General features: G+C 43.3%; 15 protein-coding genes. 6 read left to right on the top strand and 9 right to left on the bottom strand.

Annotation, left to right across the window (positions count from 1 at the left end; all coding sequences use genetic code 11):
* Positions 1–165: 165 nt before the first annotated feature.
* The 7 genes from leuO to Q8W40_RS12025 form a co-directional block, all read right to left on the bottom strand.
* Positions 166–1,125 carry a transcriptional regulator LeuO gene (gene leuO / locus Q8W40_RS11995; RefSeq protein WP_305397349.1) on the bottom strand — a complete coding sequence of 320 codons (960 nt, stop codon included), beginning with the start codon at positions 1,123–1,125 and terminating at the stop codon, positions 166–168.
* A gap of 395 nt (positions 1,126–1,520) precedes the next feature.
* Entirely contained in the window at positions 1,521–2,573 is a 1,053-nt protein-coding gene (locus Q8W40_RS12000; RefSeq protein ID WP_305397350.1) for an MJ1255/VC2487 family glycosyltransferase, read from the bottom strand.
* Positions 2,574–2,588: 15 nt separating this feature from the next.
* Positions 2,589–3,113, bottom strand: a complete 525-nt coding sequence (locus Q8W40_RS12005; RefSeq protein WP_305397351.1) for a phosphatase PAP2 family protein — start codon at positions 3,111–3,113, stop codon at positions 2,589–2,591.
* A 236-nt stretch (positions 3,114–3,349) separates the two neighbouring features.
* Positions 3,350–4,150, bottom strand: a complete 801-nt coding sequence (locus tag Q8W40_RS12010; RefSeq protein ID WP_305397352.1) for an SH3 domain-containing protein — start codon at positions 4,148–4,150, stop codon at positions 3,350–3,352.
* Between the two features lie 308 nt (positions 4,151–4,458).
* Positions 4,459–7,563, bottom strand: a complete 3,105-nt coding sequence (locus Q8W40_RS12015; protein ID WP_305397353.1) for an efflux RND transporter permease subunit — start codon at positions 7,561–7,563, stop codon at positions 4,459–4,461.
* Entirely contained in the window at positions 7,560–8,870 is a 1,311-nt protein-coding gene (locus tag Q8W40_RS12020) for an efflux RND transporter periplasmic adaptor subunit (RefSeq protein WP_305397354.1), read from the bottom strand. Before Q8W40_RS12020 ends, Q8W40_RS12015 begins: the two co-directional genes overlap by 4 nt.
* 3 nt (positions 8,871–8,873) lie before the next feature.
* Positions 8,874–9,587: a TetR/AcrR family transcriptional regulator gene (locus Q8W40_RS12025; protein ID WP_305397355.1), complete on the bottom strand. Its 714-nt coding sequence runs from the start codon at positions 9,585–9,587 to the stop codon at positions 8,874–8,876.
* A gap of 446 nt (positions 9,588–10,033) precedes the next feature.
* Here Q8W40_RS12025 and leuA point away from each other — a divergent pair, with 446 nt between their 5' ends.
* The 5 genes from leuA to Q8W40_RS12050 all read left to right on the top strand — a co-directional run bounded on the left by leuA (position 10,034) and on the right by Q8W40_RS12050 (position 15,916).
* Positions 10,034–11,587 carry a 2-isopropylmalate synthase gene (leuA, locus tag Q8W40_RS12030; RefSeq protein ID WP_305397356.1) on the top strand — a complete coding sequence of 518 codons (1,554 nt, stop codon included), beginning with the start codon at positions 10,034–10,036 and terminating at the stop codon, positions 11,585–11,587.
* A gap of 129 nt (positions 11,588–11,716) precedes the next feature.
* On the top strand, positions 11,717–12,808 hold the full coding sequence (gene leuB / locus Q8W40_RS12035; RefSeq protein ID WP_305397357.1) for a 3-isopropylmalate dehydrogenase: 1,092 nt from the start codon (positions 11,717–11,719) through the stop codon (positions 12,806–12,808).
* A 175-nt stretch (positions 12,809–12,983) separates the two neighbouring features.
* A complete protein-coding gene (leuC, locus tag Q8W40_RS12040; protein ID WP_305397358.1) occupies positions 12,984–14,384 on the top strand; it encodes a 3-isopropylmalate dehydratase large subunit in 1,401 nt (466 codons plus the stop codon).
* Positions 14,385–14,397: 13 nt separating this feature from the next.
* The gene (leuD, locus tag Q8W40_RS12045; protein WP_101113331.1) at positions 14,398–15,000 is read left to right on the top strand and encodes a 3-isopropylmalate dehydratase small subunit; all 603 of its coding nucleotides are present in this window, start codon (positions 14,398–14,400) and stop codon (positions 14,998–15,000) included.
* Positions 15,001–15,130: 130 nt separating this feature from the next.
* Positions 15,131–15,916 (top strand): DUF547 domain-containing protein, encoded by a 786-nt coding sequence (locus Q8W40_RS12050; protein ID WP_305397359.1) that lies wholly within the window; start codon positions 15,131–15,133, stop codon positions 15,914–15,916.
* A 51-nt stretch (positions 15,917–15,967) separates the two neighbouring features.
* Here the strand turns inward: Q8W40_RS12050 and Q8W40_RS12055 are convergent, their stop codons facing one another.
* On the bottom strand, positions 15,968–16,504 hold the full coding sequence (locus tag Q8W40_RS12055) for a DUF924 family protein (RefSeq protein ID WP_305397360.1): 537 nt from the start codon (positions 16,502–16,504) through the stop codon (positions 15,968–15,970).
* 100 nt (positions 16,505–16,604) lie between these two features.
* The gene (gene djlA / locus Q8W40_RS12060) at positions 16,605–17,471 is read right to left on the bottom strand and encodes a co-chaperone DjlA (protein ID WP_305397361.1); all 867 of its coding nucleotides are present in this window, start codon (positions 17,469–17,471) and stop codon (positions 16,605–16,607) included.
* Between the two features lie 150 nt (positions 17,472–17,621).
* Between djlA and lptD the strand changes: the two genes are divergently transcribed.
* Positions 17,622–19,913 carry an LPS assembly protein LptD gene (gene lptD, locus Q8W40_RS12065; RefSeq protein WP_305397362.1) on the top strand — a complete coding sequence of 764 codons (2,292 nt, stop codon included), beginning with the start codon at positions 17,622–17,624 and terminating at the stop codon, positions 19,911–19,913.
* The last annotated feature ends 23 nt before the right edge of the window (positions 19,914–19,936 follow it).

A 19,936-nucleotide genomic window follows, 5' to 3' on the forward strand; every position in this document is an offset into this window, starting at 1 on the left:
AGTTTACAAGCGCGATTAAAAAAGGCAACTGATGTAGACCAAGCTTTGCCACATTAATTGTAAAAACTCATATCCTGTACATACCCCAAACTTTGTCTTCTCTTTTAACTCCAAAATTTAGATAAAAAAAACGCCGGACAATGCCAGCGTATTACGTCATTTTCTTTAACGAATTGCGACGGTTTCACCGCAAATCATCATTAACTGATCACGCATCCAGATGTGTGCTTTGTCTTTCTCACTGGATTCGTGCCAGCTTAAGTAACCCGAAATTGACTTGTTTGGCATGGGAAGATCCAACACTTTCAAGTTTGGCAAATTCACAGCGTTTTCAACCAACCACTTAGGGGCAATTGAAATCAATTCAGACTGACTTACAACGTAGAGAATATTGCTCAAGCTTGTTCCTTGGTATGCGCTGCGGCAGTCTAAGTTCTTGTAGGCTTGCTCTGAGAAGCATCGTACGCCATTCACTTTTGATAATGTTGCGTGCATTTCAGATTGGAGCTCTTCTATAGAAATGTCATTACCAATACGCGGATGAGAAGAGGATGCTACAACAACCAATTCATCACTGAAGACTTCTGTGCTTGAATAGCCCACTTCCTCGAAACGTTCGTAATTGATGACAAAGTCCACTTCTTGAAAACGCATTTTTTCTGCTAATTCGTTATCGACATCAGACTCCATTTGCAACTGAATTACTGGCGCTTGTTTAGCAATAGTACTCATGATTGCAGGTGCAAATCGAACGTCACAAGGGCTGCTTATTGCGAGACGGAAAAGGCGAGATGATGTTTTTGGGTTAAACACTGAACCCGGTAACTCATTGCGGATCAGCTGAAGTGCTTGTCTCATAGGACCAAATAGCTGACGAGCACGTTGAGTGGGTTGAATTCCTCGCCCATGTCGCATAAACAATTCATCATCAAACATATTCTTTAAACGTGAAACGGCATTACTCACGGCAGGTTGTGACATACCTAAATTGTGCGCTGCACGGGTGATGTTCTGCTCTTGCATTACCGCATCAAAGACGGTGAGTAAATTTAGGTCCACTCCACGTAATGTCGATTCCATTCGATAACCTGCTACAGCTTGACTTGCTTCAATCCTATTCGACATTGGGTTGCCTCTCACTTATCAATAGTTCTATTAAAATAGGCATTAGCCTTGGTTATTCGAAAGCCTTTGATTGGTATTTACTGCACTAATGCTTTCGCTCTTTTCAAGAATATCCCCAAATACCATGGGTAGGACAAGTGGTTTAATATTAAATTATTATTTTTTAGCCTGTTTAATGATTTGGTCTTACTAATCAATAAGATACAAGTGGTATAAAAAAAGCTAAAACACTTCTTTTTATAATAATTGAGAGGAAACTGTCGCAAAAATGACACAAAAAAGGTTCTGGTATTTGAACGGAATTGTTAACGAGAAGAGACATCTTAGGGGCATTATTGTACTTCCCCTCCCATTAACGTACATACTCAAGTAACACCAAGATACTTGTGCTCTACCTAGCCTTGAATCGTCGCATAACTGGGGTAATCCACCTGCTCCCAAAGCAAAGACCACAATTCTTGAACGCAGTCCCATCGCCCCTGCATTATCCAATTCACTATTGAAGCAGCGACATCTGGGTAGATCACTTTTTCAGCACTTTGTTCATCGAGCCAATTACGTACAGCAGTAGGGTCAAGGTAGTCCATCGCCGACGCTAGCCCTAAGTGCTCTAAGGTAGCAACGTTACTTTGCTGTTCAAATTGGCCTTTTAGCGGTTTTAGTAACAGTTTTTTCCCTAGTGTTAGCGCCTCTGAAGGCAACTCAAAGCCACCATTAGCAATCACTCCGGAACACGATTTCAAGCTAATCTGAAACCTCTCATGAGAAAGAGGATGAAAAGTGATGTTTTCCAACACATGGATTTGCTCAACACCTGGGTGATAACAATCAAAGTGCTGATGACCGAATCTATCAAGTAATTCTTGAATATCACCTAAGGATTCAAATGGTAGGTATACCAATATGGATGTGTCGACGTCTTCAGATAAGCCAGAAGTTGTATGAACAATAGGAGGTAAAATTTGTTGATCAAAATGATACCAATGCAGTCCGATAGGAATACTTGTTGGCGCAAAATAGTGGATTATCCAGTGATCAAACCAACGAGAGTCCTTAATAGGTACCTGATAACGGAACGCGTTTTGGTGGCTAAGCCCAATGCAAGGCACATTTTGCTTTTTGGCCGCCCAAGCAGATACGGGTTCAAAATCATTGATCACTACGTCGTACCCACTCAGATCTAACTCATCAATTTCTTTCTTTATATTGAGTAAACTGTTTTGAAGTATGGTTTGCGTAAGGTTAATTTTTCCATTGCTGGTGATAAAGCTCATCCCATTTCTGGTTTGATAATCACCAAAAGACTCCATGGAGAAATATTTGTCTTTATCTCGCCCAGAAAACAGAAAGTCCACATCAATATTCTGTTCTCCGAATGCATTAGCCATCGCTCTTGCTCTCGCAATATGGCCGTTCCCCGTACCTTGAACACCGTAAAGAATTTTCATGATCCAACGTATCCTCTAACTCAAAACCAACAGCGCGGCTTTAGCGCATACAAGACCAAGCCCAGCTCCGATAACCACGTCTGTAATAAAATGAACGCCTAAAAGAATGCGAGAAAGCCCAATAAATGATGCCCATATAACGGCTAGTAGGTAGAAACTGGGGTAGAACTCCCCTATCAGAGTCGCCATTAAAAATGCAGCCGTGGTATGCCCCGACGGTAAGCTGTAGCGATCAGAAGGTGTGATAAAAGCGATGAGTAGATTACTTAACTCTTGAGGGCGTCGTCGCTTAAAGCTATTTTTTAATACCCAGTAAATGGGAAGTTCAATTGCAAATGCCATCAATCCTGCAGCAAGAAACTCCCCTCCTGAGATTGAATCGAACAACCAGAGCACAATGCCAAGTACGGCATAGAAATGCCCATCTCCACTCCGAGAGACAGCTTTACTGATTCTTGCTACTTGTAAGTTAAACCGGTGTTGTAAGCAAAAGCTTGAAAATGCCAGATCGAATCTGGCAATGGGTTCGATCGCACGCATAGCCCATACCTTCTTTTCCTATTTCCTGATTAGAAATTAGGTGAAAAAGGTGACAGCTAAGTGACGAGATGTTTGTATTTCGATGACAGTTAGAAAGAGATAATTTTGGTGGGGAATCTTAATTAGGACGTATTGACACAGCTTCGAGGTTGCTGATTGAATTCAACCTTTATCCGTACGTCGCTCAAAATTTAGGGGAAGCACTTACTTCCCCTAAGTTAACAAATCACATCAATTTAGTTTGATGCTTTTACAATTCGGGCGCTGCCTTCTTCTATGTACCAAGAGCCTTGCTGCTTCTGGCACGCAGTAAATTCGCCAAACTGCACTTTCTCATCACGAGAGAACGAGTATTGTAAATCTCGGCATACGTAGCTACCTGCCAACACAGACGTTTCTTTTTTTGTCTCTAAGTGTTTTTGGATCCCAACTTTTGAAACAATTAAATCTTGCTGTGGACCTGCAGGCTTAATGTAATCATGATGCACGTAACCACGAACGTCACCCTCTTGCTCAACCAAAACCCAAGGTTTTCCACTTGCCTGAGCAAGTACATTGAAGGCTTCACCTTTTTGTAGCTGACCAATTTTTTGGCTGGATTGTCTTGGACCCGTTCTTAAATTAAGTGCTGTTGTCGTTTCATGCGTCAAACCAACAAAAGTTAAGGTTTGTGCGGTATCTACCGTTTCTTCAACTGGGTAATGAACCTCAACGGATTGTACTTCTGGAGAGGCTACTTTAATCAGCCACTTTGCGCTACTTGACGAATCAATGCCTTGCCATTCGTTGGTATCTTGAGATTCCAGAGCTTCAATGGATTGCTTTAAGAACTGATCTCGCGCTTCCTGACTAAAAAACTCGTCTAGCTGCGTACTAACCAAACCTGAACTTGTACTACCAGACACTTTGTTAGCAGAAGCTGCATTCGAATCTGTTCCGGTACTTTGACATCCTGTCAGCAGGATCAATCCTGCACACCCGATAAGACTTTTAATGGAAAGTGGGCGTAATTGAATTTTGCGTTTCTGCCATGACATTGATATTGGGTCCTTATATTTTCTGTTCGGCAAGCTAAGTGTTACTTGCTTCAATACGCATCTCTTGGGATCAACGCTCATCCTTTTTGTTCTTTGCCAGCCAAGCGAAGAATTGTTGAAAAACTAATGAGCAACCGATTTGATATGCATTTAGATAAGCCATCGTAACATATGCATATGGTGTATTTACATACTATTGATATTCAAGTGCAACAAACATCAAAATTATTATTTTTAGAGTCAAATCACGACGAAAGGGGGATTCGTCCCCCTAATTACTTTTACATGAATATTTTATGGTTCCTACGTTAGTGAATTTCTTGGTGTTTGCGCACCAATCCAAAATCCGCTAGTACTGCATACGCAGCAGGAATCATAAACAGCACCAATAGTGTAGAGGCAAATATGCCAAATACAATGGATATTACCAGTGGTTGTATCACTTGAGCTTGAAGGCTCGTTTCTGTCAATAACGGTAATAACCCGGCTGCGGTGGTAATGGACGTCAAAAATACTGCTCGAAAACGCTCCCGACTTGCTTTTACCACCGATTCGTACACAGAATCCCCTTCATCAACATGATGACGTATGTATTGAACCAGAAGAATAGAGTCATTCACAACAATCCCAGCCAATGAAACAAAACCCATGATACTTGGCATACTTAAAGAATGCCCTAGCAAGAAGTGCCCCCAGATGACCCCAATTAACGCCAAGGGTATCGCCACCATTACCACAAACGGTTCCATGTAGCTGCGGAACTGGTAACTCAGGATAATGAAAACACCAAATAGACCGAGCAAGAACCCACTTGCAATTGAGCTACCAGTTTTGGCTGCATCTTCTGCCTCACCTTCGAAGTCAAATCTTAGCCCTGGGTACTTCGCCATTAACTTGGGTGCTTCTTCTTTTTGGAACTGGGTAATGATCTCTGACGAACTGGCTTTTGAATTGTCTACGTCACCGTAAACGCTGATCGTTCTTAAACCATCCACTCGCTGGATTCGTACATAATTACGTTGGAAATCTAATGTGGCGATAGCCCCTAGCGGAATTTGGGAGCCATCCGACTTTATGATGGGAAAATTCGCGAGCTGCTGCAGATCGCCAGCCTGCTTTTTATCAAGCTGAACGTCGATCTTTATGTTTTCTACACCAATTTGAATTTCGTCGGCGGTTTGACCAAAAAAAGCAGAACGCAATTGACCTGCTATCATTTGCCCGTTAACCCCAAAGGTTTCCGCTCCCTGACGCAGTTTCACTAATATTTCTTCTTTGCCGAGTCTCATATCATCCAACACACCATGCACGCCATCAAACTCATTGAGATAGCTCTGCATTTCAATCGATGCCGATTTTAGTGCCGACAGGTCATCATGTTTGGCTCGAATTTCTATCGCCCGACCGCCAGGTCCCATCGTAGGTTGTTTGAACACCAATGACACAGGCTGAGCAAGCTCTCCCACTTCATCGCGCCATGCATCAACAAACTCATCAATCAGAGTATTGCGTGACTCCGCCCCTAGAAGGTCTAGCCGCACCGTAGCCAAATGCGGACCAGCTTCGTCTGCATCGGCATTGACGTTGTAACTGCTGGTGACGTGCTGAACTAAAGTTCTTCCACCTTCAACCCGTTCACTCCAATCTCGGTTCAGCTTCTCTGCCGCGAGTACAATATGATCAACGACCGCCTCTGTTTGGCTTAATGACGCTCCGGGGGGAAGAATGATGCGCGCCTCTGCAATGTCACCATCTAAATCAGGAAACGGCACAAACTTCACTACACCACCAGCCAACATGGCAATTGATGCCAACAACGTCGCCAATACTCCTCCTAAAAAGGCATATCGCCATTCCACCACTTTGGTCACAGCAGACACCAATTGGTTGTTACGGAAACTTTCAAAACGTTCCAGCAGTACTCGCTTGAATTTTAAGGGTGGACGATCATTTTTTTGCTTGTGCAACGAATGGGACAAATGATTGGGCAGAATCAAGAATGCTTCGACAAGGCTTAAGCACAAAACCAAAATGAGTACTTGAGGCACCGCACGGAGCACTGCACCCATCTCTCCCTCAAGAAACAGTAAGCTACCAAAGATGCAGATCGTCGTTAGAAAAGAAGACAACACACCAGGAAAGACTTTACGTACACCGTTATAAACGGCTTCATCAACACTTTGCCCACGATCCAAATGCGAAGCGATAGATTCTGCTATAACGATAGCGTCATCCATCATGATACCAATCGCCATCAACAGCCCAACGAGAGACATGATGTTAATTGAAAGCCCTAGGTTTGCCATTAAGAACATGCCGCCCAAGAAGGCGACAGGTAACCCCGCAGCCACCCAAAATGAGTAGCGAAAACTAAAGAACAGCCACATTGTTGCAAATACCAACACGATCCCTTGCCAACCGTTGGTGAGCATCATGCTGAGTCGATCCCACAAAACAGAAGAGAGATCGTTGGTTAATTCCAACGTTACGCCATCGGGGGCAACCGCTCGCTGCGCTTCAACAAATTCAGCAACCTGATCTTTGATTCTTAATGCATCATCTTCTTTATTTTTACTGACTTTCAGAACGGCAGACGGTTGACCATCAAACAACACTTTTTGTTCATCTAGCTCAAATCTGTCGGTGATTGATGCAATGTCAGCTAGCCTGATGACACTGCCATTAGGTGCTGAACCAACGACGATCTGGCTCAGTTCGTTAGGTGTGATGCTCCGCTCGTCAAAACGGATAAGGAAGTTTTTATCTGGTGTTTCTATATTCCCACTAGGAAGCTTGACGTTCTGTCTGCCAATTTGCTCTGCAATATCACCAACGCTTAGCCCTAATTGTCGTATTGCGATGGTATCTAGTTCCACTCGGTATTGGTGATCAGAAAAACCACTTACATCGACCAACGAAACATCATAATCAAGCTTCAAAATACGTTTAAGCTGCTCGGCATAGGCTTTAAGCTCTGGCCAAGTGGTGTTGGCTGTAATAGCAACATCCACAACGGGTTCATTCCAATCCATTTCCCTTACAACAGGTGATTCAATCTCATCAGGGAAATCATTGATCGAGTTAATCTGAGTTTGAACATCCACCAGCATGCGCCCGATATCCGCCCTTTCATTCAGCTTAAGAATCAATCGCGCTGAACCTTCTACCGCTTCACATCGAGTTTCTTCAATATTGGCGAGCCCATCAACAGCATCTTCCATTCGCACACACAAGCTTTCCTCCACTTCTTGTGGAGAAGCCCCAGGGTAGGCCACGCCTGCCATAATATAGGGTGGAGAAAATTCGGGGAATGTCTCGCGTTTTAACTTGGGTAATGACGTAATTCCTATAATCAAAAGGCCCAACATCAACAAATTAGCGGCAGTGGGGTGCCTAGCAAAAAAACGAATCATTCCAATGCCTCCGCCGTTTCCGCTGTCTTGAGTTGCATCCCTTCAATCGCTGGGAGCAAATCATTCAAAATCAGCGCTTCACCTTGTTCGAGGTTGCCATCTACAATCACTTGGTTATCACGGCGGTAGAGCACTGTGACGTTTTTAGTCCGCAGCTTATTGTGCTCATCTTTAATATAAATTCGATTGCCATGTAGAGCTCGTTCAGGAATCACCCAGCTTGGATTTTCTTGCCCAATGATTTCAGCTTTTACGAACATGCCATTCACTAATGGAGGAGAATTCTGGGGCTTTAACTGTCGATAATCTTGCTCTATCTCCAAAATCACGCCTACCGTTGCCTGATTGGGGTCGACCGTTTCACTGACCCGAGCCACTTTAGCATCCCAGTTGGCAGCTAGGCTTCCGCTGGTTAACTCAATGCTCGCCCGTATTTCTTCTGTGGCTGGTATCGGGTTCCCATACTCATCCTTATTGAATGTGCTGAGGCTAGAAACTAGTGTTCTCATGTCGTGAAGAGGCAGTTGTGCTTCCACTTCCATCGTCGTGACACCATGGGCAACGATCATCGTTTGTTGCAAATTGACAACTTGATCTTGCTCGATGTCGACTTCTGCAATACGTAGGTTTTCTGGCAAAACAACCGACGTTTTGTCTAAAGAACGTTGGGCTTCATCCAGTCTTGCTTCATTCACTTTCACTTGCGCTAATGCCACTTTGCGTTCATCTGGAAAAAGAGCAAGTTGATTTCGCATGTCTTGAACGAGTTTTTTCTGAGATAAATAAGACTGAGTTTGTTGATCCACATCCGATTGAGATGTAAGTCCTTTCTTTCGCAAATTTTTCTTACGGTTTAATTCAGTTTTGCTTATTGCCAGTCGGTTTTCTTCGATCTTTAACGTGTTGGTTAAATTGATTTTTTCAAGATCGAGTTTCGCTAACTGGGTTTTACTTGAACTTAGGTCGGCTTCGGTCTGTGCCAGTTTTAATTCGTAATCCAAAGGATCGATTCTTAGAATTTCCGTTCCAGCGGGCAACATTCGTCCCTTTTCCAGTTGAGGATGCCTGTACACCACTTTGCCAGATACCTCCGCGATAGCTTTCCATTCCAATTTAGGCGTGACCTTGCCAAACCCAATCACCACGGGTGCCATTGCTTTCAATTCAAGCGGCATGGTTTCGACCAATCGAGCACGATCACCTGCCGGTTTTGTCGGAGGAGTGGGTCTAAGTTTTACAGCGAGGATAAGAATAACGATACCGACAGCTAACGCCGGAAAGAACAGTAATTTACGGTTAAACGCCATCAATTACTCCTTGTGATTATCAAGGGAGGAGGATAAAAAGCCACGGGACAATAGTTGTAGGTTGTGCTCTAACAACCTTGCAAGAAAATCTTCATCCAATGTGACATCGTGTATTTTTAAAAGTTGAGGAGGGGCGATAAATGGGAATACCATTAAACTGATGTAACTTACCTTACACAGCATAGGGTCAAGGTCGTCTCTTATCACGCCATCGTTCTGCATCGATTGGAAAATGAGCTTCTGAGCAGGCATCGCGATTTCCATGAATACTTTTTCCATCATCTGACGCTGGACGGCTCCTTCATCCATCATCATGATTCTGGCAACCAACCGTGGGAAATCTGGGTTTTTCACCATCATGCTGTAGTAGGTTTTCATTATGCCTGTGAAATCACTGCTGCTACTCTTACTACATTCACCGCTATTATCACTTACACGGTCTTTGTCACTTCTACAACCATTGCCGCTTCCTTGCTCGGCAATATTGCTAATGTGATTTTTCATGGGCGCGAATGTTTCTCTCAGCATGGTTTCAAATAACCCATCTTTACTACCAAAGTAATATCGAATCATTGCCATATTGACGCCAGCATTCTGAGACAATAAGCGGGTCGATACTTTTTCATAAGGATGCAAGGTAAAAAGCCTCCTTGCTTCTAAAATAAGCTTTTCTCTGGCATCAGTCTTTTCCGCAGGACGCCCAACTTTTCGGCTCATTTCAATCTCCAGAATTAATCATTCGAATAATTATAGAGACCAAAATTTCATCACGATAGTAGAATAATTAATCATTATTTAATCAATTGAATAATTAAGTTAATTCGATTTGAATTTGTTAAATTCGACACGTTTATGGGATTTCACAGCGGAACTGCTCCGATATGAAGAAAAAAACAACGAAAAGGTTGACGCATCATCAGGAGTACGGTACTAATTTGTTAACTTAATTTTGTGGAAATGTTTTACATGACATCTCGTTTTTCTATCCTGCTAAGCCTCCTCCTTATCGTGAATCGATCGCGCGGGTAGGCAGTGGAAGAAAAATAACCACATAAGATTCTCAAAACCCGCATTCAAATGCGGGTTTTTTTATAGCTTAAGAAAATAAAAAATCGGCATCTGCGGACAGAAAACGATTAACCAACAGGAAAAGGACAGCAAACATGAGCGATCAAGTCATTATTTTCGATACAACTTTGCGTGATGGCGAACAAGCTTTGTCAGCAAGTTTAACCGTTAAGGAAAAACTGCAGATCGCTTATGCACTCGAGCGTTTAGGGGTAGATGTTATTGAAGCAGGTTTCCCCGTTTCTTCTCCGGGCGACTTTGAGTCGGTAAAGACCATTGCCCAAAATGTTAAAAATAGCCGCATCTGTGGTCTTTCTCGTGCCGTTGCGAAAGACATTGATGTAGCAGCAGAGGCATTGAAAGTTGCTGAAGCCTTTCGAATTCACACTTTCATTTCCACTTCAACGGTCCATGTCCAAGATAAACTGCGCCGCAGCTACGAAGATGTTGTTGAAATGGGTGTTCAAGCCGTCAAGCGAGCTCGTCAATACACCGATGATGTAGAATTTTCTTGTGAAGATGCAGGTCGTACCCCAATCGACAACCTATGTCGTATGGTAGAAGCCGCAATCGACGCTGGTGCCAGCACTATTAATATTCCAGATACCGTTGGTTACACCATTCCAGGTGAATTCGCAGGCATTATAGAAACACTGTTTAATCGTGTTCCAAACATCGATAAAGCGATCATTTCCGTTCACTGTCACGACGATTTGGGTATGTCTGTCGCCAACTCTATTGCCGCTGTTCAAGCCGGTGCTCGTCAAATCGAAGGAACCATTAACGGTATCGGTGAACGTGCAGGTAACTGTGCACTTGAAGAAGTGGCGATGATCTTGAAAACACGCTCTGAGTTATTGGGTGTGCAAACCGCCATTAAACACGAAGAGATTCACCGCACCAGTAAGTTGGTTAGCCAATTGTGCAACATGCCTATTCAAAGCAACAAAGCCATTGTCGGAACTAACGCATTCAGTCACTCTTCAGGCATTCACCAAGATGGTATGTTGAAGAACAAAAATACCTACGAAATCATGACGCCTGAGTCGATTGGTCTGAAAAATCAAGCATTGAACCTAACGAGCCGAAGTGGTCGTGCGGCGGTTAAAAGCCATATGGACACCATGGGCTATGGCGAAAGCGAGTACAATTTAGATACGCTTTATGCCGACTTCCTAAAACTTGCTGACAGAAAAGGACAGGTGTTCGATTACGACCTAGAAGCACTAATGCATTTTGCCAACCTTCGTGAAGAAGATGATTTCTTCAAACTGAATTATTTAAGCGTCCAATCTGGAAGTTTAATGGCAACCACCAGCATAAAATTGAAGTGTGGTGATGAGGAGAAATGCGAAGCTGCGGTTGGTAACGGCCCTGTTGATGCGCTTTACCAATGTATTTACCGTTTAACAGGGTATGACATTGTATTGGATAAATTCGATCTCACTGCAAAAGGTGAAGGCGAAGATGGTTTAGGTCAAGCAGACATCATTGCCAACTATAAAGGCAGAAAATACCACGGCACAGGTGTATCCACCGATATTATTGAAGCTTCAGGTCAAGCATTACTGCATGTTATTAACAGTATTCATCGTGCAGACCAAATTGCTGACATTAAGCAAAAAAAAGATAAGATAGAGACAGTATAAAAACAGGGTAAAGCATAGGCAGAATTGATCATCGCGAGCATAACGCGTCTTTCTGCCTAGTTTCTCTAACACTAAATTTGCTTACTCTCAAAATTCAAACACAACTTAACTAACAAGGAATATTTCACCATGGCAGGCTCAAGCTACAACATTGCCGTATTACCGGGAGACGGAATTGGTCCGGAAGTCATGCAACAGGCTCATAAGGTACTGGATGCGATTGAAAAGAAACATGGCATCACCTTTACGCGTGAAGAGCATGATGTTGGCGGTATTGCAATTGATAACCATGGTTGTCCGCTACCAGAAAGCACAGTAAAAGGCTGTGAGAATGCTGATGCCGTTTTATTTGGTTCGGTTGGTGGTCCTAAGTGGGAACACCTTCCACCAAACGATCAACCTGAACGTGGTGCATTACTTCCTTTACGTAAACACTTCCAACTGTTTTGTAACCTTCGCCCAGCCCAAATTCACAAGGGTTTAGAATCTTTTTCGCCTCTACGTGCAGACATTTCTAGCAACGGCTTTGATATTGTTGTTGTACGTGAGTTGACTGGCGGCATTTACTTTGGTCAGCCAAAAGGTCGTGAAGGCGAAGGACCAAACGAAAAAGCGTTTGATACTGAAATTTACCACCGTTACGAAATAGAGCGTATTGCCAAAATTGCCTTTGAATCTGCATGTTTAAGAGATAAAAAAGTCTGCTCAATTGATAAGGCAAACGTACTTCAGAGCTCTATCTTGTGGCGCGAAGTCGTTGAAGAGATCGCAAAAGGCTACCCTGATGTTGAGCTTTCTCACATGTACATCGATAACGCCACCATGCAGTTGATCAAAGACCCGTCTCAATTTGATGTCATGCTGTGTTCCAATATATTTGGTGACATTATCTCAGATGAGTGCGCCATGATTACAGGCTCAATGGGTATGCTTCCTTCTGCTAGCCTTAATGAAAGCAAATTTGGTTTGTATGAACCCGCTGGCGGAAGCGCTCCTGATATTGCAGGTAAAAATATTGCAAACCCTGTTGCTCAAATTTTATCTGCCGCGCTCATGCTACGTTATAGTTTAAATGAAGAAGCTGCAGCACTCGATATTGAAACCGCCGTATCAAAAGCGCTTGAAGCTGGTGAGTTAACAGGTGATTTAGCGGGGAACAAACCTGCGCTATCTACATCGGAAATGGGCGACAAGATTGCTCAATACATAGTTAACGCATAGTCATGTTAACGCGTAATCATTCCATCGATTTAACCGACGGAAAAATCGCAAAAACATATTAATCTACAAGACAGTTCAAAGTTAGCATGAAGGTGCATCACTCACCGTTCAGTGACCACTTTCTGCTTAGCTTTAAGATAGAGAAATACAGAGCGCTTCGCTCAAGGAAGAAGCAATGTCGAAAACATTATACGAAAAAATTTATGACGCTCATGTCGCGGTTGCGGCAGAGGGCGAAAACCCGATCTTATACATCGACCGTCATCTAGTGCACGAAGTCACCTCTCCTCAAGCGTTTGACGGATTACGTGAAAAAGGCAGAACAGTTCGTCAAGTAAACAAGACGTTTGCCACAATGGATCACAACGTCTCCACCCAAACAAAAGACATCAATGCCTCTGGCGAGATGGCTCGTATCCAAATGGAAACGCTATCCAAGAACTGTGAAGAATTTGGTGTGACGCTTTACGACATCAATCACAAATACCAAGGCATTGTGCACGTCATGGGCCCAGAGCTAGGAATCACTCTTCCTGCAATGACCATCGTTTGTGGTGACTCGCACACTGCTACCCATGGCGCTTTTGGCTCTTTGGCATTTGGTATTGGCACGTCGGAAGTTGAACACGTTCTGGCAACTCAAACATTAAAACAAGCCCGTGCCAAAACGATGAAAATCGAGGTAAAAGGCAAAGTAGCTGAAGGCATAACGGCTAAAGATATTGTTTTAGCCATCATTGGTAAAACAACCGCTGCGGGCGGCACAGGATACGTGGTTGAGTTTTGTGGTGAAGCCATCACCGATCTAACAATGGAAGGTCGAATGACGGTCTGTAATATGGCCATCGAACTGGGTGCGAAAGCGGGGCTAATAGCACCTGATCAAACTACCTTTGACTATATTAAAGGTCGCAAATTTGCACCTTCTGGTGAAGACTGGGATGCCGCAGTTGAGTACTGGTCATCAATGAAAACAGACAGCGACGCTACGTTTGATGCCGTTGTGACTCTTGATGCTACAGAGATCAAGCCTCAAGTGACATGGGGAACCAACCCAGGGCAAGTGATTGCGGTCGACGCCACCATTCCAGAGCCTGAAAGCTTTGCCGATCCTGTAGAAAAAGCGTCAGCTGAAAAAGCGCTAGCATACATGGGACTCGAAGCCGGTAAAAAACTGTCTGATTACAAAGTTGACAAAGTCTTTGTTGGTTCTTGCACCAACTCTCGTATTGAAGATATGCGTGCCGCCGCTGCGATTGCCAAGGGCAATAAAGTCGCTGACCACGTACAAGCACTCATTGTTCCGGGTTCGGAGCAAGTTAGATCTCAAGCCGAGTTGGAAGGACTGGACAAAGTCTTTATCGATGCGGGCTTTGAATGGCGCTTGCCTGGCTGCTCTATGTGTCTAGCCATGAACAACGACCGCTTAGGTCCTCATGAGCGTTGCGCTTCAACTAGTAACCGTAATTTCGAAGGACGCCAAGGTCGCGATGGTCGAACTCATCTAGTGAGCCCTGCCATGGCCGCAGCCGCAGCGATTGCTGGTCATTTTGTCGATATCCGTGAATTGAATTAATAGGGAAGTAATCATGTCAGGTTTTAAGCAACATACAGGTCTGGTTGTTCCTTTAGATGCAGCCAACGTTGATACCGATGCCATTATTCCAAAGCAGTTTTTACAAAAAGTCTCTCGTTTAGGTTTTGGTAAACACTTGTTCCACGATTGGCGTTTTCTAGACGATGCTGGTAAACAGCCAAACCCAGATTTTGTGATGAATGCACCGCGATACAAAGGTGCTTCTATCTTAATAGCAAGAGAGAACTTTGGTTGTGGGTCTTCTCGTGAGCACGCGCCTTGGGCATTGGCAGACTACGGAATTAGGGCAATGATTGCGCCAAGTTTTGCCGATATCTTTTACGGCAACTCAATTAACAACCAGATGGTTCCGGTTCGTCTCACAGAACAAGAAGTGGATGAAATCTTCCAGTTTGTGGACAGTAACGAAGGTGCGCAAGTGGAAGTGGATCTCGAGGCTATGAAGGTTAGAGCCAATGGTAAAGAATACGGCTTTGAGATTGATGAATTTCGTCGCCATTGCCTTCTTAATGGCTTAGATAACATTGGGTTAACGCTTCAACACGAAGAAAAAATCTCTGAATTTGAGTCCAAAATACCCAATTTCTTAGCTTAGTTAGACTTCGACTAAAGTCACACCATGAATGGAAGCCCCTGTTGGGGCTTTTTTCATTTTCACGAAAGAATTTCTGACTGCTCTAGGTCTTCTATACTAACTCAATTAACTTAAGAAACCTGAAGCCATCATGAGAACTCTATTTACTGTATTTATTCTTCTTTTTTCTAGCCTATCGTTTGCGGCACCAAAGTCTGACCTTTGGGCATACTGGAATCAAAGTAATGAAACCAATAATGCGACTATTTCACATCAAGCTTGGGATTCTATTCTTAATAAGTATTTAGCGGCTTCTGGTCAACATCATCTATTTGATTACGCAAATGTCTCTTCTTCTGATAAAAATGCGTTGAAAGGTTATATCAAAAACCTAGCAGATATTGACCCACGTGATTACTCGAAAGCCCAGCAATACGCTTACTGGGTCAATTTATATAATGCGATTACAGTAGATTTGATCGTCGATAACTATCCGCTTAAATCGATCACCAAACTGGGGGGATTATTCACTTTTGGTCCTTGGGGGGATGACGTCGTCAATATTGCAGGAAAAGATCTAACACTGAACGATATTGAGCACCGAATTCTAAGACCTATATGGAATGATCCTCGCACACACTATGCTGTGAATTGCGCAAGCCTTGGCTGCCCTAACCTTCAGCTATCAGCATTTACAGCTGAAAATACGGAAACACTTCTAGAGCAAGCTGCTTCAAGCTTTGTGAACAATGATAAGGGTGTTGTAGTAAACGGAAATGATGCCCAGCTATCTTCTATCTACGAGTGGTTTGTTGCTGATTTTGGCGGAAATGAAGCCGGAGTTATTGCTCACTTAAAACAATACCGTACCGACTTGAAGTTAACGACTGACAGTAACATCAAATACGACTACGATTGGGATCTAAACAAGCAATAACCTTGGTTGACGAGGAGTGTGGACCTAATATCATACTCAGATAAGGGGCACTCAGAAACTCGACCCCGGTTGACTTAGGAATTCAATCTCTTCTTCCGTTGATACCCGATTCAATATGTCATTACGATGAGGGTATCGACCGAATTGCTCAATAATCACTTTGTGTTTGTATTCATAATCTAGTGTATTTTCAACGCCATTTCCCTTGAATAGCTCGACAGCTTTCTCATGAATTGTTAACGATTCGCTATGCATGAAAGGCATATACAAAAACGTTCTCTCCGTTTGGGATAGAGACTTATCTAGCCCTTGTTGAATGGTTTCTTGAGCGAGTGCCAAAGCAAGTGGGTCACAAGAAAAAGCATTGGGAGTGCCTCTGTGAATATTACGAGAGAACTGATCAAGTACAATGACTTCTGCTAGTCTTCCTTTCGCACTAACTCGCCATTCACTTAACTCACTCTGAGCCGCCATAGCATGCACCGAGCCAAAACGTTCGCTGATCAAAGAATCAAGTTCTTCTCCCCCCGCAAACCAGTCTTTAGGGCTCAGTTCTTCAAACCAAAAATTGAGTACATCCTGATACATATCTTCTCCTTGATATCACTTAAAGCAAACGCTCACTTCGCCATTTGGAGAGTTGGCGAAATAAGAGAGCCTCTCTTACTGTTTATTCTCCAAACCTTGGCTACTTAAACCCTTTTTCTTTCTTTATAAGATCGTAAGCCGATTGGATTTCCTGAGCTTTCTCTTTTGCCACTTGCATCATTTCCGGTGGCAAACCTTTCGCAACCAATTTATCTGGGTGATGTTCATTCATTAATTTTCGATAAGCTCGTTTTACTGCTTTAGAATCCGCACTTTCCGCTATCCCAAGTACTTTGTATGCATCAGGTAACTGGCTTGCCGACGACGCTTGCCATTGACCAGATGAGCCACCGTGCTGATGACCAGAGTGCCCACCACCAAAGCCGCCTTGCTGAAAACGAAAAGCCGCTTCTTGCATTTGCAGCCTTTGCTCAAGTTGCTGAGATGAGAAGCCAAGCCCCTTAGCAATGACATGTAATACATTGCGTTCGCTAGGATGTAAGTCTCCATCAGCGAAGGCAGCTGAAATTTGCAGTTCCAAAAAGAACTGTAGCAGATCAAAGCGTCCACCTGTTGCGACTCGGACACTGGCCAGCGTTTCTTCTAATGGAAAATCTGCAGATTTACCGGAGCGAAAGGCTTCTTGTGCCGCCGTTCTCTGCTCACCGTGTAAACTCATACGTTCCATCATGGCAGAAGCCAGTTGGATTTCTTCTTTGGTCACTTGTCCCTTAGCTTTCGCAACATGCCCCATAACGGCGAAAGCACTTTTAAAGAACTCTGCCTGCTTCTCTGCCTGAGAAGGACCACCAAAGCCTTTAGGTCCACCAGACGATTGGAAACCACGTGATTGACGGTTTCTAGCCTTATCAAACTGATGCCCTAAAAAAAGCCCAAGAAGCGCCCCCGGAATATTGCCAAACAGGAATCCGAAGAAAAAACCTAGGATTTTGCCGAAAATCTGCATTATTGTGCTCTCAATCTATGAATTTTTACTAAGTAAAGCGGTCTTATAGTGTCGGTTAATATAAATTCCTTTATGATAAAGGACGATATTTGTATTCGGTATCCGACAACATTACCGAATGGATTAGGTTTCACAGGATAGCTCAACTCGATGTCTTTTTCTTCCCGCACATTTTTGGCAGCATCAATAACAGCTGCACTTTCAGTGCCTTCGACTCAAGCCGATACTCTCAAAGACAACAGTGTGCAGGAAATGCCCACTATTGACCAATGTTACGTTCCTGAAGTGGGCGCAACCGACGTCAGCGAGCAACCCGCTTTCGTAAAAGCCGATAGTGTGACTGCACAAGCCGGAGAAAGTGCCGTCTATAAAGGCGATGTAGTAATTACACAGGCTCATCGCCAAATGCAGGCTGATTCTGTCACCCATAACCCGATAGAAAATACATTAAAAGCAGAAGGCAACGTCCATTTTAGTGATGGTCAGATTAAATCCCAATCTGATTTGGTCACATCTAATATTGATGACGAATTAGTCACAATGGAAAACACGCAATACAATTTCTTGTGTGAAGCGGGAAGAGGTGAAGCGACTAGAGTGTTAAAAACTGGGCAAGCTATATACGAAATGGAAGACGGTACTTTGACTGCATGCCCAGAGGGAGATAACTCATGGCGGGTAAAAGCTTCCTCTATTGAATTAGATCAAGATGAAGAACAGGCATACTTCTACAACACGCGTTTTGAAGTATTAGATGTTCCAATCTTCTACATGCCTTATATGAGTATGCCTGTTGGGGATAAGAGAAAATCTGGCTTGCTGTTTCCAAGAGTATCTTTAGATACCAACGATGGTTTAAGTGTAAACATACCCGTTTATTGGAATATTGCGCCCAATTATGACCTACTCACCCGATTTAACTACATGGAAAAACGAGGCCTTCAACTTGATGCTAACTTTCGCTACCTAACAAACTATGGTTCAGGTAACTTAAGAACCGAATACATATCTAGTGATAAGAAAAGTGAGGAGCTAGGTTCTCGTTGGGGGTTAAATTACTCTCACAGTGGAATTATTCTACACAATTGGAAACTGGACATCGATTATTCACTGGTTAGTGATGTCAATTATTTTAGAGATTTTAAATCAGGTATCGGTAATCGTGAAGACGGTCAGCTGCTTCAAACTGGTAGTGCTGCATACCGCACTCAAGATTGGGATCTGACTTTAACGGTCAAAGATTTTCAAATTTTGAATGAGAATGCAACTCAGCCATACCAAATGCTTCCTCAACTGAAATTTAATTATTATTCCCCTGATTTTTATAGCGGAGTCAACTTTGATCTTACCAGCCATGTAAGCCGATTCGTAACTGAAGATAGTATAAAACCTTCGGCAACTCGAGTTCATATTGAACCAGGTGTTGTAGTTCCATTTTCCAAACCTTGGGGTTCTCTTACGGGTGAAGCTCGGATGCTGGCCACTTACTATCAACAAGAAATCGACAGCTCAAGTGATCCGGCATTAAAGGAACAAATATCAAGAACGTTACCTGAACTCAGGCTCCACGGAGTTTTGAATCTTGAAAGGGATGCGGGTAGTTATATACAAACACTGGAACCTCAGGTTCAGTATTTATACATTCCTGAAGTCGAACAAGACGGGATAGGTCTCTATGATACCACTCTCCTTCAAACTGATTACTATGGGTTGTTCCGAAGCAGAAAGCACAGTGGCGTAGACCGTATACAGAAAGCTAATCAGTTCAGTTATGGAGCAACAACACGCTTTTATGACAGCGATTATAAAGAACGATTGAATGTATCATTCGGTCAGATCTATTTTTTAGAACCGATTTCATCAAGTGAAAATGCATCTAATTATTCTGCTTGGGCGGTTGAAACAGACTTTAATTTTAACGACTACTTGTTCTACCACGGTGGGATCCAATATGACATTGAATCCAGTGCAATTCAGTTGGCAAATAGTGCTCTTGAATATCGCTTTAACGGCGGATATGTTCAATCAAACTATCGCTATGTGACGAAAGAGTATATTGAAAGTGCCGTAGATGGATTAGATGTATCCAATATCACTAAAACAGGTATATCGCAGGCTGGATTGCTGGCCGCCTATCAAATCTCACCCAAATGGCACTTAAATGCGCAATATTTCTACGACGCAACAGTGAAACAAAACCTAGAGTGGCTTGCAAATCTCAGCTATCGCTCGGATTGCTGGTACATCAGCTTTTCCTACAGCAATCAGTTGAGAGGATGGAATGGTAACTTTGTAACAGATCCCAATGCTATCCCAGTATATGACGACAACTTTGCGGTAAACTTTGGCATATTCGGCTTCGGTACTTCTGTAGGCGCTCCATCATTAACCTCCGCTGGCAACGCGCTAGGCTATGGACGCCCATTTTACCTAAACAACTAATCGAATTATTTCAGGAACACCCT

Origin of the sequence: Vibrio penaeicida, assembly GCF_030689305.1 — a bacterium.
GTDB lineage: Bacteria > Pseudomonadota > Gammaproteobacteria > Enterobacterales > Vibrionaceae > Vibrio > Vibrio penaeicida_B.